Annotated in this window: 15 protein-coding genes; 4 read left to right on the plus strand and 11 right to left on the minus strand. The window is 66.4% G+C overall.

The window, feature by feature from the left end; translation table 11 throughout:
• Nucleotides 1-14 precede the first annotated feature (14 nt).
• On the plus strand, nt 15-533 hold the full coding sequence (locus tag CH274_RS21820) for a CGNR zinc finger domain-containing protein (RefSeq protein WP_094658921.1): 519 nt from the start codon (nt 15-17) through the stop codon (nt 531-533).
• Here the strand turns inward: CH274_RS21820 and CH274_RS21825 are convergent.
• The 4 genes from CH274_RS21825 to CH274_RS21840 form a co-directional block, all read right to left on the minus strand.
• On the minus strand, nt 530-1,717 hold the full coding sequence (locus CH274_RS21825; protein WP_094658922.1) for a DNA polymerase III subunit delta': 1,188 nt from the start codon (nt 1,715-1,717) through the stop codon (nt 530-532). The two genes, CH274_RS21820 and CH274_RS21825, sit on opposite strands and share 4 nt — an antisense overlap.
• A 131-nt stretch (nt 1,718-1,848) precedes the next feature.
• Nucleotides 1,849-4,842 (minus strand): type I DNA topoisomerase, encoded by a 2,994-nt coding sequence (gene topA / locus CH274_RS21830; RefSeq protein WP_094658923.1) that lies wholly within the window; start codon nt 4,840-4,842, stop codon nt 1,849-1,851.
• A 109-nt stretch (nt 4,843-4,951) separates the two neighbouring features.
• The gene (locus tag CH274_RS21835; RefSeq protein ID WP_032395242.1) at nt 4,952-5,539 is read right to left on the minus strand and encodes a hypothetical protein; all 588 of its coding nucleotides are present in this window, start codon (nt 5,537-5,539) and stop codon (nt 4,952-4,954) included.
• A 147-nt stretch (nt 5,540-5,686) separates the two neighbouring features.
• A complete protein-coding gene (locus CH274_RS21840; RefSeq protein ID WP_005248460.1) occupies nt 5,687-5,890 on the minus strand; it encodes a cold-shock protein in 204 nt (67 codons plus the stop codon).
• 403 nt (nt 5,891-6,293) lie between these two features.
• On the opposite strand from CH274_RS21840, the gene CH274_RS21845 reads away from it, so the two are divergent.
• The 3 genes from CH274_RS21845 to CH274_RS21855 all read left to right on the plus strand — a co-directional run bounded on the left by CH274_RS21845 (nt 6,294) and on the right by CH274_RS21855 (nt 10,896).
• Nucleotides 6,294-8,663: a DEAD/DEAH box helicase gene (locus tag CH274_RS21845; RefSeq protein WP_179275820.1), complete on the plus strand. Its 2,370-nt coding sequence runs from the start codon at nt 6,294-6,296 to the stop codon at nt 8,661-8,663.
• A gap of 351 nt (nt 8,664-9,014) precedes the next feature.
• Nucleotides 9,015-9,551 carry an FAS1-like dehydratase domain-containing protein gene (locus CH274_RS21850; RefSeq protein ID WP_094658924.1) on the plus strand — a complete coding sequence of 179 codons (537 nt, stop codon included), beginning with the start codon at nt 9,015-9,017 and terminating at the stop codon, nt 9,549-9,551.
• Between the two features lie 82 nt (nt 9,552-9,633).
• Nucleotides 9,634-10,896, plus strand: coding sequence for an alpha-hydroxy acid oxidase (locus CH274_RS21855; protein WP_094658925.1), 1,263 nt, complete (start codon nt 9,634-9,636; stop codon nt 10,894-10,896).
• 239 nt (nt 10,897-11,135) lie between these two features.
• Here the strand turns inward: CH274_RS21855 and CH274_RS21860 are convergent, their stop codons facing one another.
• The 7 genes from CH274_RS21860 to ssd all read right to left on the minus strand — a co-directional run bounded on the left by CH274_RS21860 (nt 11,136) and on the right by ssd (nt 15,741).
• Nucleotides 11,136-11,501 (minus strand): Rv3654c family TadE-like protein, encoded by a 366-nt coding sequence (locus CH274_RS21860; RefSeq protein WP_094658926.1) that lies wholly within the window; start codon nt 11,499-11,501, stop codon nt 11,136-11,138.
• Nucleotides 11,498-11,830, minus strand: a complete 333-nt coding sequence (locus tag CH274_RS21865; protein WP_256993657.1) for a TadE family type IV pilus minor pilin — start codon at nt 11,828-11,830, stop codon at nt 11,498-11,500. The genes CH274_RS21860 and CH274_RS21865 overlap by 4 nt, the downstream gene beginning before the upstream one ends.
• Nucleotides 11,831-11,832: 2 nt before the next feature.
• Entirely contained in the window at nt 11,833-12,036 is a 204-nt protein-coding gene (locus CH274_RS21870; RefSeq protein WP_032395244.1) for a DUF4244 domain-containing protein, read from the minus strand.
• A 63-nt stretch (nt 12,037-12,099) separates the two neighbouring features.
• Nucleotides 12,100-12,672: a type II secretion system F family protein gene (locus tag CH274_RS21875; protein WP_179275840.1), complete on the minus strand. Its 573-nt coding sequence runs from the start codon at nt 12,670-12,672 to the stop codon at nt 12,100-12,102.
• Nucleotides 12,669-13,448 (minus strand): type II secretion system F family protein, encoded by a 780-nt coding sequence (locus CH274_RS21880; RefSeq protein ID WP_094658928.1) that lies wholly within the window; start codon nt 13,446-13,448, stop codon nt 12,669-12,671. The genes CH274_RS21875 and CH274_RS21880 overlap by 4 nt, the downstream gene beginning before the upstream one ends.
• Nucleotides 13,445-14,629, minus strand: a complete 1,185-nt coding sequence (locus tag CH274_RS21885) for a TadA family conjugal transfer-associated ATPase (RefSeq protein WP_094658929.1) — start codon at nt 14,627-14,629, stop codon at nt 13,445-13,447. Before CH274_RS21885 ends, CH274_RS21880 begins: the two co-directional genes overlap by 4 nt.
• On the minus strand, nt 14,626-15,741 hold the full coding sequence (gene ssd / locus CH274_RS21890; RefSeq protein WP_094658930.1) for a septum site-determining protein Ssd: 1,116 nt from the start codon (nt 15,739-15,741) through the stop codon (nt 14,626-14,628). The genes CH274_RS21885 and ssd overlap by 4 nt, the downstream gene beginning before the upstream one ends.
• Nucleotides 15,742-15,967 lie beyond the last annotated feature (226 nt).

Raw genomic sequence — 15,967 nt, forward strand, 5'->3', positions numbered from 1 at the left:
AATACAGTTCAGTTATGTCACTGTCTCCGACGGAGCGCTTCCGACTCGCGCCGGCACCCGACGGCTTGCAGGTGGTTCAGGATCTGCTCAACACGCGGGCCATCGATGCCTACGACCTGCCCGACCTCATCGCAGACGGCAGGTCAGCATCCGCTACCTGGGGGACGTCTTTGTCGGACACAGACGCAGCCGCTCTACGGATACTGAGATCCGATGTGGAAGCGGCCATTGCAGGCGATATGGCTGCGCAGCCGGCAGTGCGAGTCGAGCTCGTTCCGGGTACCGACGGCACCGTCCGGCTCTCCCCCACCGGCACCGGGTCCGACCGGATCGCGTCGCAGATCTGGTCGGAAGTGCTTCTCGCCCAACAGGCGGACACGTGGCGTCGACTCAAGCGTTGCAAGAACGAGGCGTGCGGATCCGCCTTCTACGACCGCTCCCGCAACAACAGTGGCGTCTGGCACGACGTGAAGACCTGCGGCAACATTGCCAATCTCCGGGCCTCGCGGGCCCGCAAGAAGACGCAGAACTAGCGCAGCACGTCGCCCAGCGTCGCGACCATCGCATAGATCGCGAACTTCGGTTTCGCGTTGACCGCCAACGACTCTCGGCATTCGAGGATCGCTTCGATGCTCTTCAGCAGCGCCTCGGGTGGGACGGCTTTTGCCATGCGTTCGACCTGCTCGGCCATGTCGGGGTGCGTCGCGGTCGCGGTCGATCCGTACGAGCGAGCGAGCGCATCTCGATACAGGCCCACCAGATCCATCAGCGCGCGATCGAGTGAATCGCGACCGGTTCGGGTGGCACGCGACTTCTGCCGCTTCTCCAGATCCTTGAGCACCCCGGCCGAGCCGCGCAGCGCGCCCGCCGCGCCCTTACCGGTACCGCCCGCACCCAGCGCCGTCCGCAGCTCCTCGGTTTCGGCCTCGTCGCGCGAGGCACTCATCTCCTTGGCCTCGTCCTCGGCGGCCTTCACCAACTCCTCGGCCGCGAGGTAGGCCTGATTGGGCCGAGCCGCAGCCGACGCCAGAGCCAGCGCACGTTTGCGACGCGCCCGCGCGTCCTCGTCGGTGGCGAGTCGACGCGCTCTGCCCACGTGGCCGCCGCTGATCGATGCGGCCCACTCCGCCGTCTCGGCGTCGAGCTTGTCGCGCGTCTGCAGCACCTGCGCGATCGCCGGCACCGTGGGCGTGACCAGTGAGACGTGCCGGCAGCGCGAGCGCAGGGTCACCGAGATGTCCTGCGGATCGACCGACGGCGCACACAGCAGGAACACCGTCCGCGCCGGCGGCTCCTCGACCACCTTCAGCAACACGTTTCCGGCACCTTCGGTGAGTCGGTCGGCGTCCTCCACGACGACCACCTGCCACAGGCCTGTGCTGGGGCGACGCGAGGCGATGGAGACGATGTCTCGCATCTCCTTGGTGCTGATGCTCAAGCCCTCGGGCACGACGCGTCGCACATCGCCGTGGGTTCCGGCCATCGTCGTCGAACAGGCCTGGCAGTGCCCGCACCCCGGAATGCCCTCGGTGGTGCACTGCAATGCCGCGGCGAAGCACAGGGCGGCGATGGAACGACCGGACCCGGGCGGGCCGGTGAACAGCCAGGAATGCGTCATCGCCGACGAGTCGACACCGGTGCGAGCCGCCACCGCTGCCGCCGTCAGATCGGCCTCGACATCTTCCTGACCGACCAATCGATCGAACACACCCACCATGCTGGCAACCCTAACGGTTGGGCCCGACTACTCCGGCGCGGGCAGGAACGGCTCGAGCGACCGAGAATTGCCGAACTCGAAGTTATGGACGCATTCGGCCGAAATCCCGTCCATAACTTCGAGCTCGCGGGCTAATCGCTGTCGGTCTTCTTGGCCGGAGCCTTCTTGACCGATGCCTTCTTCGCAGCAGTGGTCTTGGTGGCCGTCTTCTTCGCAGCAGCTTTCTTGGCCGGAGCCTTCTTCGCAGCGGCCTTCTTCGCCGGTGCCTTCTTGGCAGCCGCCTTCTTCGCCGGTGCCTTCTTCTTCACCGGTCCGCGAGCACGCCTGTCCGCCAACAACTCCGACGCGCGATCGTCGGTGATCGACTCCACGTCGTCGTCCTTGCGCAGGCTGGCGTTTGTCTCACCGTCGGTGACGTACGGCCCGAAGCGACCGTCCTTGATCACCATCGGCTTCTCACTGATCGGGTCGACGCCCATCTCGCGTAGCGGCGGCTTGGCTTCACCCTGACGACCGCGACGCTTGGGCTCGGCGTAGATCTTGAGCGCCTCTTCCAGCGTGACGGTGAACATCTGATCCTCGTCGGCGAGCGAGCGAGAGTCGGTGCCCTTCTTCAGATACGGGCCGTAGCGACCGTTCTGCGCGAGGATCTCTTCCTTGGACTCCGGATCGACTCCGACGACACGCGGCAGCGACAGCAGCTTGAGTGCATCGTCGAGCGTGATGGTCGCCAGATCCATGGACTTGAGCAGAGAACCGGTGCGCGGCTTGGGGCCGGTCGCCTTCTTCGCAGCCGCCTTCTTGGCCGGTGCTTTCTTGGCCGCGGCCTTCTTCACCGCGGTCTTGACCCCGCCGCCGCCATCACTGTCGTTGCCGGACGGCACCGGGACGATGTCGGGCTCGGGGGGCGTCGGTTCGGGCTCCGGCTCGGGCAGGATCTCGGTGACGTAGGGCCCGAAACGACCTTCCTTGGCGACGATGTCGTGACCGGTCAGCGGATCGACACCGAGCTTGCGGCCCTCTTGCGGTGTGGCGAACAGCTTTTCGGCGAAGTCGATCGTCAACTCGTCCGGCGGAAGATCGTCGGGCAGGTTGGCGCGCTGGCTGATCGGATCGCCGTCGGGATCGTCGTCGTTGCGCACCATGCGCTCGAGGTACGGGCCGTAACGGCCTACGCGCACATGGATTTCGCGACCCTCGGAGTCGTCGAACAAGCGAATGGAGTTGATGGTGCGCGCATCGATCTCTTCGAGATTCTGGCCCACCATCTTCTTCAGACCACCGGAGCGGGCCACCGAACCCTCGGCACCGGTGTCGCCGCCGAAGTAGAAGCTCTGCAGCCAATTGCCGCGTCGCTCACGGCCTCCCGCGATGGCGTCGAGGTCGTCCTCCATCCCTGCGGTGAAGTCGAAGTCCACCAGACGCCCGAAGTGCGCCTCAAGCAAGGCAACCACCGAGAACGCCACCCACGACGGCACCAGTGCACTGCCGCGCTTGTAGACGTACCCGCGGTCGAGGATGGTCTTGATGATCGACGAATACGTCGACGGCCGACCGATGCCCAGCTCCTCTAGCGTCTTGATGAGCGACGCCTCGGTGAATCGTGCGGGCGGGTTGGTGGTGTGGCCGTCGGGATCGAGCTGGGTGGCGGTGACGGCCTGGCCCTGAACCAGGGCAGGCAAACGGGATTCGGCGTCGTCGGACTGTCCGCCTGCCTGATCGTCGACGCTCTCCACGTAGGCCTTGAGGAAGCCGGCGAACGTGATGGTGCGACCGGATGCGGAGAACGTGCACTCCTCGCCGGTTCCGGCCGTTCCGGTGATGCGCAGTGTCAGCGTGGTGCCGCGAACATCGGCCATCTGCGACGCGACCGTGCGCTGCCAGATCAACTCGTAGAGCCGGAATTCGTCGGTCTGCAGGGCCGAGTGCAACTGACCGGGCGTCTGGAAGACGTCACCGGACGGGCGGATGGCCTCGTGGGCCTCCTGCGCGTTCTTGACCTTGCGGGTGTACTGCCGCGGCGAGGGATGGACATACTCCGGCCCGTAGAGCTCGGTCGCCTGTGTGCGTGCCGCGGAGATCGCCGACGCCGACAGCGTCGTCGAGTCGGTACGCATGTAGGTGATGTAGCCGTTCTCGTACAGCCGCTGCGCGACCCGCATGGTGCGCTCGGAGCTGAAGCGCAACTTGCGGGCGGCTTCCTGCTGCAGCGTCGACGTCATGAACGGCGGGTAAGGCTTGCGGGTGTAGGGCTTGTCCTCGGCGGACGCGACCGTCAGATCGACGCCCTCGAGAGCCTCGGCGAGGCGTCGGGCACGGGGTTCGTCGAGGACGGTCACTGCGTCGGACTTGAGCTTGCCGTCGGCCCCGAAGTCGCGACCGGCGGCGACACGATTGCCGTCGACATTGACCAGACGGGCACCGAAACTGCGCGGCGTTGCCTCGGCTCCGGCGTCGAGCGTGGCGGAGATGTCCCAGTACTCGGCGCTGCGGAAAGCCATTCGCTCGCGCTCACGCTGGACGACGATGCGGGTGGCGACGGACTGCACTCGGCCTGCCGAGAGCTTCGGCATGACCTTCTTCCACAGCACCGGGCTGACCTCGTAGCCGTAGAGACGGTCGAGGATACGACGCGTCTCCTGGGCGTCGACCAGGTCTTGGTCCAGGTCGCGGGTATCGGCCGCTGCGGCGAGGATGGCCGGCTTGGTGATCTCGTGGAACACCATGCGTCGAACGGGGATCTTGGGGTTCAGGGTCTCGAGGAGATGCCAGGCGATGGCCTCACCCTCGCGGTCGGGGTCAGTGGCGAGATAGAGCTCGTCGGCGTCCTTGAGCAGGCTCTTGAGCTCGGCGACCTTGCCTTTCTTCTCCGGCGAGACGACGTAGAGGGCCTCGAAGTCGTGGTCGACGTCCACGCCGAGACGCGCCCAGGGCTCACCCTTGTACTTCGCGGGAACGTCCGCGGCACCGCGGGGAAGGTCGCGAATGTGGCCGACGGAGGCCTCGACGACGTAGTTGCTCCCGAGGTACGGGGCGATCTTCTTTGCCTTGGTCGGAGACTCGACGATGACCAGACGACGTGGCTCGGCGGAGCTGTCCCCCGTGCCGTTGTTACGTGCTGCCACCTTGCTGCCGAACCTTCCCTAGTGCGTTTTCACAGGCAGATTTGCCTGTCCCACTACTAACAGACTGACATACGTCGGCCAAATACTCGCAGATCAGTCACAGATCGTTCTACTCGGCGTGGGGCCAATTGGTACGTGCGTCCACGTTCTGTGGAGCCTCGCCGACGTTCTCGGTCAGTCGCAACAGCCGACGTCGACCGGTGATTCGGAGGCCAGGATTGGATCCGCGCGTGCCGATGAGCGTCGGCGCGATACCCGCGCGCATCAGTGACTGAGCCAGGACGGCGTGCGTCTCCGGCGCATGGGGATCGAGGCCGAGCACGTAGCGCTCCCCCTCGGCCTCGGGACGACCCGATGCGAGCACCCAGGCGCGCAGTTCACGGGAACCCGGTACCCAACCGGGCGGGACGGCCTTGACAGCGCCCTTGGTCCACAGAGACGCCAGTGCAGACAGTTCGGGCACCGACGCGGTACGCACCAGTGGTCTGTCCTCTTCCGACCGACCGAGCTCCGGCGTCAGACCGCATTGCTCGATGAGTTCGGCGATGGCATCCGCGCGCCACTGCGCGTCGACCACGACGGAGATACGGGCCGAACCCGAGGAGGTGACGACATGCCCGGTGGCAGCCAGCAGCCCGCTGAGATCGGTCACCGCGGGCGGTAACGACTCGGCAGAGAAGAAGGACAGCTGGTTCACAGCATGGACATTAGGACATCGGCGTCCGCGCTCACGGCTTTCGACGCTCCCCGGTGGTTCGCCCGAACGAAACATCCCCCTTTCCCATCGCCTGTAGTAGGCCGATGGGAAAGGGGGATGAGTATCTCGACTCCGAAGAGAAGAGAATCAGACTGCGCGAACGCCCGTGGCCTGAGGACCCTTGGTGCCCTGTCCGACCTCGAACTCGACGCGCTGGTTCTCCTCGAGGGTGCGGAAGCCGCTGCCCTGGATCTCGGAGTAGTGAACGAAAACGTCAGCGGAGCCGTCTTCTGGTGCGATGAATCCAAAGCCCTTTTCGGCGTTGAACCACTTCACAGTTCCCTGTGCCATGCTTTTCCTTCTCTTTCTAACACCGGATTCGATGGAGCGCACTTTCGATCCATCGGGCCGGTTCCGACCGCTGCACTTGTACGAATCCCCCTCAGGATTCCCCCTGATGGACGAGCTCTCCCAGTACCGCGCCCGCAACATAAGATCCTGCGAAGCGTAGAACGAACACAGAAGCTGCGACCGCGTCAAGTGAACCATGAACTCCGCGTTCGCAACAGTCGAAAACCGACCCTTTTCGAACAAATTGCCCGCGTCGGGGGAGCACACACCGCCGGACGGGCGAAATACCACTCTCACCAGGGCTCGAGCGGCCCGTTTCGTGTCCGCGATAGCATGAGGACCCCAGGTCGCATCGAGCTCGAACGGGTGGCCAGTAGATCGAACGAATGCATGGAGACCGGCAGTGAGCGACAAGCATCCGTTGGGCGGTGCGGATGTAGAGACTTACGGGCAGCGGTTGCTGGATCGGGTGCTGGCGGGCTCGCCCGCGAACAAGAGCCCGCTGACCCACGTCGCGGAGCTGCCGGCACGGGCCTCGCAGTTCGCCTCCTGGCCGTCGTGGGTCGGCCCGGAAGTGGTGCAGGTGATCACCTCTCGTGGGATCACACAACCGTGGACGCATCAGGCACGTGCGGCGACACTCGCGGCCGAAGGCAGTCACGTGGTGCTCTCGACCAGCACGGCGTCGGGCAAATCGCTGGCATATCAACTCCCGATTCTGACGACGCTGTCCGCCGATGCCCGGGCGACCGCGCTGTACCTGGCTCCCACCAAGGCCCTCGGTGCCGACCAGCTACGCACCACTATCTCGATCACCGACGAGTTACGTTCGTGCTCAGACGAACTCGCCGAAGTGTTCCCCAGCGCGTACGACGGTGACACGCCGATCGAGATTCGCCAGTGGGCACGCGCCAATGCGCGGTGGATCTTCACCAATCCCGACATGTTGCATCTCGGCATCCTCGGCTCGCACGAGCGATGGTCGCGGTTCCTTCGCAATCTGCGCTACGTGGTGGTGGACGAATGCCATTACTACCGAGGCGTTTTCGGATCCAACGTCGCGTTGGTGCTACGCCGGCTACGACGCCTGTGCGCACGGTACGGCGCATCGCCGGTATTCGTTCTGGCCAGTGCGACGACGTCCGAACCGGGGCGAGCAGCCAGTCGCCTCATCGGAGCGCCGTGCGAGGAGATCACCGAGGACGGATCCCCGCACGGAGCACGCACCGTCGCATTGTGGGAACCGCCGCTGCTCGAGGAGATCACCGGCGAGAACGGTGCGCCGGTTCGCAAGTCGGCCGGGGCCGAGGCGTCGCGCATCATGGCCGACCTGTTGGTGGAGGGCGCGCGAACCCTGGCATTCGTGCGGTCCAGACGCGGAGCCGAAGTGACCGCTCTGGGTACCCAGCGAATTCTTGCCGACGTCGATCCGCAGTTGGTACGACGCGTGGCCGCCTATCGCGCAGGGTATTTGGCCGAGGACCGGCGCAAGCTCGAATCCGATCTGTCCGACGGCACCCTGCTCGGCGTGTCCACCACCAATGCGCTCGAATTGGGCGTGGACATCGCCGGTTTGGACGCGGTGATCGTCGCCGGCTTTCCCGGCACCGTCGCGTCGTTCTGGCAGCAGGGCGGCCGGGCAGGACGACGCGGGGAAGGCTCGTTGCTGGTACTGGTGGCGCGTGACGATCCCCTCGACACGTATCTGGTGCATCACCCGGCGGCCCTGCTGGACAAGCCTGTCGAGGCCACCGTCACCGATCCCACCAACCCGTACATCCTGGCTCCGCAATTGCTCTGCGCTGCAGTCGAACTACCGATCACCCTCGTCGAGGCCGAGGAGCTGAACGCGGAATCGGTGCTCGAGGAACTCGAGCTGAAAGGCTACGTACGCAAGCGTCCGCACGGGTGGTTCATCACCCCCGAGGGACAGCAACTCTCGCCGCACGGCGCGGTCAACATTCGCGGCGGCACCGGGGTGCAGGTGGCCATCGTCGACGGCGAGTCGGGCCGCATGCTCGGCACAGTCGACGGGGGAAGAGCGCCCGCCACCGCCCACCCCGGTGCCGTCCACATCCACCAGGGCGAGTCCTTCGTCGTCGACGAACTCGATCTCGATGCCGGTCTCGCACTGGTGCACGCCGAGCAGCCCGAATGGAACACCTCGGCGCGCGAGATCACCGACATCTCGATCACCGCGGTGCACGAATCCGTCGACTACGGCGAGGTACGCGTCGCGCTGGTTCAGGTGAACGTCACACATCAAGTCGTCGGATATCTGCGACGCCTGCTCTCCGGCGAGGTACTCGATTCAATCGAACTCGACATGCCCGCACAGACTCTCGACACCCGAGCCGTCATGTACACCATCACTCCGGAGTTGCTCGAGCACAGCGGAGTTCCGTACGAACGATTCCCCGGATCACTGCACGCCGCAGAACACGCCGCGATCGGATTGCTGCCACTGGTGGCGACCTGCGATCGCTGGGACATCGGCGGAGTGTCGACGGCACTGCACCCCGACACCGGCCTGCCGACGGTGTTCGTCTACGACGGATACGACGGCGGAGCAGGCTTCGCCGACCGAGGACACGTCGCCATCGCAGACTGGCTCACCGCCACGAAAGACGCCATCGTCTCGTGCGAATGTCAGACCGGATGTCCCTCGTGTGTGCAATCACCCAAATGCGGAAACGGCAACGATCCACTGGACAAAGACGGCGCTGTTCGAGTGTTGACGGCGGTGTTGTCGGCCATCACTCGGGAGGGGTGAGCCGGCCGCCCCAGTTCGGCCGCAAACGCGCGCGCATTCGCTGAACGCGAGCGAAGTTGCTGCCGCATCGGGGCGGATCTGCGCGCAGCGGTGCCCCAGTTCGGCCGCAAACGCACGCGCATTCGCTGAACGCGAGCGAAATTGTCGCCGGATCGGGGCAGATCTGCGCGCACCTGGCAAAAGCGCGCGCGTTTGCGAACCTGCGGCGAGTCGCACCCTGGCGAATCTCCAGCACACCGCCGACTCCACTGTGATCGTTCGCAAATATGCGCAACTCTGACGACCTGTCAGTTCTGAGTCTGTTCCAATGTCGATGACTCGACAAAGCCGGAGGACTTGTGGAGGTCCGACATGCCTGTGACCGATCGCGTGACGGGCCGGTATGCAGCGGCTGTTCCGGCCATCGTGGAAAAGGTGGGTTGTCACTATCTCCCGCCGCAGGACTACGAGATCGGGCGTGAACAGATTCGAGAGTTCGCCCGGTCCGTCCAGGACGACCATCCATCGCATCACCTCGAACGTGCCGCAGCCATTCTCGGCTACGACTCGTTGATCGCCCCCGTCACGTTCGTCAGCGTCATCGGCACGCGGCTGTTGCCCGAACTGTTCGAGCACCTGCTGATCGGCTACTCCGTGAGCGACGTGCTGCACACCGATCAGCAGATCGTGCTCCGACGACCGTTGCAGGTGGGCGACCGGATCAACTCCGACCTGTGTCTGGAATCGTTTCGACAGTCCTCGGGCAGCGACGTGATGGTCACCAGCAACACCCTCACCGACGCGTCAGGAATCGAAGTGATCACCTGTCGAACCACATTCGTGGCCAGGACCGGTGGATACACCGAACCCGCGATGGCCACGGCGCTCCGCACTCTGATGCGGAGCTGACGGGGCACCACCCTGCGCGTCGCTGCCGGGACCTCGGGTGGTGTGGTGGGAGGAGATCCGCCCACAGAATCGAGACCATGACATGCCCATCACCCGGCAGATTCCCAAAGCTACCGACCTGCGCGAGGTCCTCTCGTTCAAGAAGCCCGATCTGAACCTGCGCCGCCGACGCCTGAGCGCGGCACTCACCATCGACGATCTCCGCACCATCGCCCGTCGACGCACCCCGCGCGCGGCGTTCGACTACACCGACGGTGCCGCCGACGCCGAGATCTCACTCTCGCGAGCTCGTCAGGCCTTCCGCGACGTCGAATTCCATCCCTCGATCCTGCGGGACGTCTCCCACGTCGACACCTCGACGACAGTGTTCGGTGGGCCGTCCGCGCTCCCGTTCGGCATCGCGCCGACGGGATTCACCCGCCTGATGCAGACCGAGGGTGAGTACGCCGGGTCTGCCGCAGCCGGAGCGGCTGGAATTCCGTTCTGCCTCTCGACCCTGGGCACCACGTCGATCGAGGACGTCAAGGCCACCAACCCGAATGGGCGCAACTGGTTCCAGCTCTACGTCATGCGCGACCGCGACATCTCGTTCGGGCTGGTCGAACGCGCCGCGAACGCAGGCTTCGACACACTGCTGTTCACGGTCGACACACCGGTTGCAGGAGCTCGCCTGCGCGACAAGCGCAACGGGTTCTCCATCCCGCCGCAGTTGACCGCGTCGACGATCGCCAACGCCATTCCGCGTCCATGGTGGTGGTGGGACTTCCTCACCACGGCCAAGCTCGAGTTCGCGTCACTGTCTTCCACTGGCGGCACGGTCGGCGAGCTGCTCAATTCGGCGATGGATCCGTCCATCTCGTTCGAGGATCTCGACGTCATCCGGGAGATCTGGCCCGGCAAGCTGGTCGTCAAAGGTGTTCAGTCGGTGGCCGATTCGGCCCGTCTCGCCGAACTGGGAGTCGACGGCATCATCCTGTCGAACCACGGAGGCCGACAACTCGATCGCGCTCCTGTCCCCTTCCACCTGCTGCCGCAGGTCGTGCGCGAAGTCGGCTCCGACTTCGAGGTCGCCGTCGACACGGGCATCATGCACGGTGCCGATATCGTCGCCTCCATCGCGATGGGGGCGTCGTTCACACTCGTCGGCCGGGCGTACCTGTACGGCCTGATGGCCGGAGGTCGCGCGGGCGTCGACCGCATGATCGAGATCCTGCGCGAGGACATCGTGCGCACCATGCAACTGCTGCAGGTCAATTCGATCGCCGAGCTCACCCCGGAGCACGTCACTCAACTGACTCGATTGGCCCCACTGCAGTCCGGGGCCCGCACCGTTACTCCACACTGACCGCTGAAGTCGGACCGTCGAGGCCCGTGGGGCCCGTCGGGGCCGGGTTGGAGGTCGCGGTTCGGCGCAAATGCGCGCGCATTCGCTGAGCGCGCGCGAAATAGCCGGCTCGAACGGGGCGAGTCCGCCCGCACCTGACAAACGCGCGCGCGTTTGCGAACCAAGGCGGGCGCGCCTGACAAACGCGCGCGCGTTTGCGAACCAGGGCGGATCCAGACGGGTCCCCGGCGGACGTCCGGTCACCCCGGACCCGCCCGCGCCGAGGCGATGGCGTCGGACATTCCGAAGCGACCGAGGAACACCGGTTGGCCCACCGTGACGATCACGTCCCACTCGTCGATCGTGCACTCCCGCAACTGGGTACCCAGACGCACCGCCAACCCCCGCGCCGTCTCGCACGCATCGGCCACCCCACGATCGAGAGCCCCCGCACCCGCCAGCGCCGCGAGATCGGCCGCCGACTGCGCCTGATGACGAGCACCCACCGCCGAGCCGACGTGGATCACCATCACAACGACAGCGATCAACGCCGACATCGCCAGCGCCGCCAACACCGTCGCCCCGCCCTCGTCGTCCTGCAGCGCCCTCCCGAAAGCGGGCCTCATTCCGCTGCAACCGGTTCCGCAGCAGCAACCGCCTCAGCTGACAATGTCAACCCCGGCAGCGGACTCGCCACCTCCACCCGAGCGACGAAGAACTCACCGTCCTCGGTCACCGTCACCCGAGCGCCGTCGGGCCCGACCCGTTGCCCCACCGAGACAGCCTGCGCACCATCACCTCTGGCCGCCAACCGAGCAGCTTCTCTGGCGGCATCGACGCACCCGATGTGCATCGTCACCGACACGATCGCCCCGATACACACCACGATCACCGCGACGATGGACGCGATCGCGAACGCCGCCTCCACCGTCACGGCCCCGTCATCATCGCCCAAGATCAGACGGCAGTGTTCAACGCTCGATCGATGATCCCGGTCAACGCCGTCACGATGCTGTTGCCGGTCACCACCGTGTACAACACCGCCCCGAACGCCGCGGCCGCGATGGTGCCGATGGCGTATTCCGCGGTCGACATGCCGTCGTCCTCCACGCCGAACAGCATGATTCGAGTCTTCAACTCCTGCAGTGCATTCTCGATCATCTCGATTCCCCTCCCTGTTCTCCGATGCAGCATCTCCGCATCGGACACTCGAGTGCGCGGCGGTCACAGCAGACCGCCGCCCAGTACGTTGCCCGCCAGTCCGATCACCACGGGGATGATGCCGAGGCAGATGAAGGCAGGCAGAAAGCACAGCCCCAGTGGCCCGCTGATCAGCACACCGGCGCGCTCGGCGGCAGCAGCCGATGCGTCTTCGGCCCGGGTTCGTTGGGTCGCAGCGAGTTCCGTCATCGCCGACGCCATGGACGACCCGGCTCGGGCAGATCGCCGTGCCATCCTCGCCAGAGCCTCGGTCTCCGGATCCTGCGCGACGGCGTCCCACGCTGTGGTGGCGTCGGCTCCGAGTTCGAGCAGATCGGCGGCCTTGCGCAACGCGACACCGAACGAGATCGGAGCGGAATGTGCCGCTGCCGCAGCGGCAGTCGCCACGGGAAGGCCCGAACGTAGGCACGCTGCGAGCAGATCGAAGGTCGTGGCCACCGCGAGCGGGTCGGGGGCAGGCGCATCGTCGGCGTCGGCATTCGCACAACCGTCGGGTGCCAGCCTGTGCAATCCGCTCGCGACCGTGGGCAGCGTGATCAGTGCCGATGCCAGACAGAGCACCGTCGCCCACATCAGGTCGTCACCTTGCCGGTGATCGCGTCGGTCCACAGCAGTCCCGCGCAGCCCAGGGCCGTGCCGATGAGTAGAAGCATTCCGCCGAGCCCGCCACCGAGCAGGATCTGCAGTGGATTGGCTCCCATCAGCTGACCGAGCGCGACTCCGAGGATCGGTAGTCCGGCCAGGACCAGCGCGGTGGCGCGGGCTCCGGCGAGCGCTGCGTCCGTTCGTTCGCGAAACCGTCTACGCCCCAGCATGTCCTCACGGGTGGCGTCGAGCAGTTCGGCGAGCGCGAGTCCGTGCTCATCCGCCACCCGCCACGCTGCGGCCAATCGGGCCAGCTCCGCGTCCAGCAATGAATCGGACGCAGCGATGCCGTCGGCAGCCCTGCCGCCCAGCCGGGCCCGCGACGCCGCGCCGCGCAGTGCCGTCGACGCGATTCCGCCGCACTCGTCGGCCGCAACCGCGCTGGCCGTGGCGGGATGGGATCCGACGCGGAGCTCGCCGATGACCACCTCGACTCCGGTTGCGAGCCAGTTCAATTCCTCGGCCCGCCGATCGCGTTCGAGTCTCCGACGGAAACGCCGCCATCCGGTGCCACCCGCCACCGCCGCCGCGCTCACGGCCCAGAACCCGCCGAACCACCACACCGTCCCTGCCACGACCAGAGCGCAGCCGGTCGGCATCAGCCATCGCGGCGCGCTCGACGCCGTTCGTGCCTCCCGCGGCAGCCGACGAAAACTGCTCGGCCACAGTACGACTGCTGCAGCGAGGACCACGAGCGCGGCCGTCATCGGTTGTCACCGCAGCGGCGATCGAGCAGTTCGAGGAGTCGATCTCGCCCCGGCGTCGCGTCGGCAGCCGCCGACCAGGCCGGAGCGATGTGTACACGCCCGGTGGGATCGACGTCGACCACTCCGATCTCACGTAGTCGTCGGGTACCGTCGGCGCTGCGGTGGACGTGCAACACCACCTGAACCGCCGCGGCAAGTTGGCTGTGCAGCGCGTCTCGACCCATTCCGCCCAGCGCGGCAAGAGCTTCGAGCCGGGCGGGCACCTCCCCCGGGGAGTTCGCGTGGATGGTTCCGGCTCCGCCGTCGTGACCTGTGTTGAGCGCCGTCATCAGGTCGATCACCTCGGCCCCGCGCACCTCACCGACCACGAGTCGATCGGGTCGCATTCGCAAGGCCTGACGCACCAGCTGCCGCACCGACACCTCGCCGACACCTTCGACGTTGGGTGCGCGGGCCACGAGACGAACAACGTGCGGATGGGCCGGTGCCAACTCGGCCGCGTCCTCGACACAGACGATCCGTTCGGACGGATCCACTTCGCCCAGCAGCGCAGCAAGAAGGGTCGTCTTCCCTGCCCCGGTACCGCCGACGACCAGGAAAGCCAAGCGACCGAACACGATTCGACGCAGTAGCTCGTACCCGTCCTCGGTCACGGCTCCCGATGCGCGGAGAGCGGAGAGTCCCTGCGTCGCGGGTCGCAGCACCCGGAGCGACACGCACGTTCCTCCGCTCGCCACCGGTGCCAGCACAGCGTGCAGGCGGACGCCGAACGCTCCCTGCCCGACGCCGGGCAGTCGGCCGTCGACCCAGGGCTGCGCGTCGTCGAGTCGACGGCCGGCCGAGAGGGCGAGCCGTTGCGCGAGCCGGCGAACGGCAGCCTCGTCGACGAAACGAACTCCGGTGCGCTCGAGTCCGCGCCCACGATCGATCCACACCTGATCCGGTGCGGTGACCAGTACGTCGGTCACTCCCGGTTCGGACAGCAGCGGCTCCAACGGCCCCGCGCCGGTCAGCTCGGTTTGCAGAACCCTCAGGGCCGCAAGCATATCGGTGTCGCCGATGACCCCGCCTGCTTCCGCTCGAATGGCTGCGGCGACGGTGGCGGGAACCGGAGCGTCGGCCGATGCAGCCAAACGATCGCGGACGCGGTCGAGCAGATCCGCGGTGACGACGGCGCTCATGCCGCCCTCCGCTGCCCACCGGGCTTGTGCGCGAACGTATCGAGCACGGCGTCGGCTGCTGCGGCCAGCGGCGAACGACGGCCCAGCACCAGACCTCCTCGTTCGAGGCGCTCGGCCAGTGCAGGCTCGGCCCGCATCGACGTCAACAGCGGAAGCCCGAGGGCGACGGCGATGTCGTCGGCCCTCAGCCCACCCGGAGCCGGCCCGCGAACGACCAGTCCGACATTGGCATTTCGATCCACCACGTGCGCGGCCACCGCCTCGGCCGACGTCACGGCGCGCAGCTCGGCCGGAAGTACCAGCGTGACGAGGTCCGCCGCGGCATACAGAGCGTCGGAGACGTCGCTGGGATGACGCGGGGCGTCGCACACCACGAGATCGCCCGCTGCGCGTCCTGCATCGAGTACAGCCGCCACTGCGACGGCAGAGAGTCCGATACCTCGGCCGTCGGCTCGGCCCAGTGCCAGCACCGACAATCCGGAGCGGGAGGGCAGGGCCCCGTGCAGAGCGTCGGCGGAGACTCGGCCGCCCTCGACGACCAAGCCGGACCACCGCAGACCTGGAGCATTCTCCCAACCGAGCAGCAGGTCCAGGCCGCTGCCGTACCGGTCGCCCTCGACCACGAGGGCACGTCGACCCGAACGGCTGCTGCACAGTCCGAGTGCGGTCGCGAAAGTGGATGCGCCCGCGCCACCGCGAGCGCCGACCACAGTGATCACGCCGCCGTCTCCGGATGGTGCCGACGCGGGTTCGCCGAGTATCCGCACGAGTACGTCCTCGTCCCACGGCAGGGCGATCACATGCTCGGCACCGAGCGATGTGGCGATTCGCCAATCGTCGAGCGTCGGCGGTGCGGACGTGACCAGAATGACCCCCGGTCGTCTCGGAAATCCCGCCGACAGTGCCGTCTCTGCGGACGCGAAGTCGACCAAAATAATTCCGCAACGGTCCCACATCGAACGTGTCGAGCCGATACCGACCAGTAAGTTCTGCTCTTCCACAACACAATCCGCGGCCGCGGCGATTCGGTAGACGTCCTCGCGCAGTCCGCGAAGCTCGATCGACATCGTCACTGCCGGGTGCGCGGTCCGCTGCCGCGAGTCCGTTTCCATGCGCCAAGCGTGCGTGAGAATCTGCTCGAGATGCGCGCGACTTGGGGAAATGTGGATAGATTCGGGCCTGTGGATGAATACCGGTACTGCTGTACCAATTTTCGACCTACCCCAGAAAAGAGGACGACCCTCGCCAGGGGGGGAGGAGGCGAGGGTCGTCTGGTTCAGCCCCGGGGGGTCGGGCTGAACACCGCCCGGAATGAACCGGGCTCGTAGAAAATACTAC

It is taken from the genome of Rhodococcus sp. 06-418-5 (assembly GCF_002258285.1).
Lineage (GTDB): Bacteria > Actinomycetota > Actinomycetes > Mycobacteriales > Mycobacteriaceae > Rhodococcoides.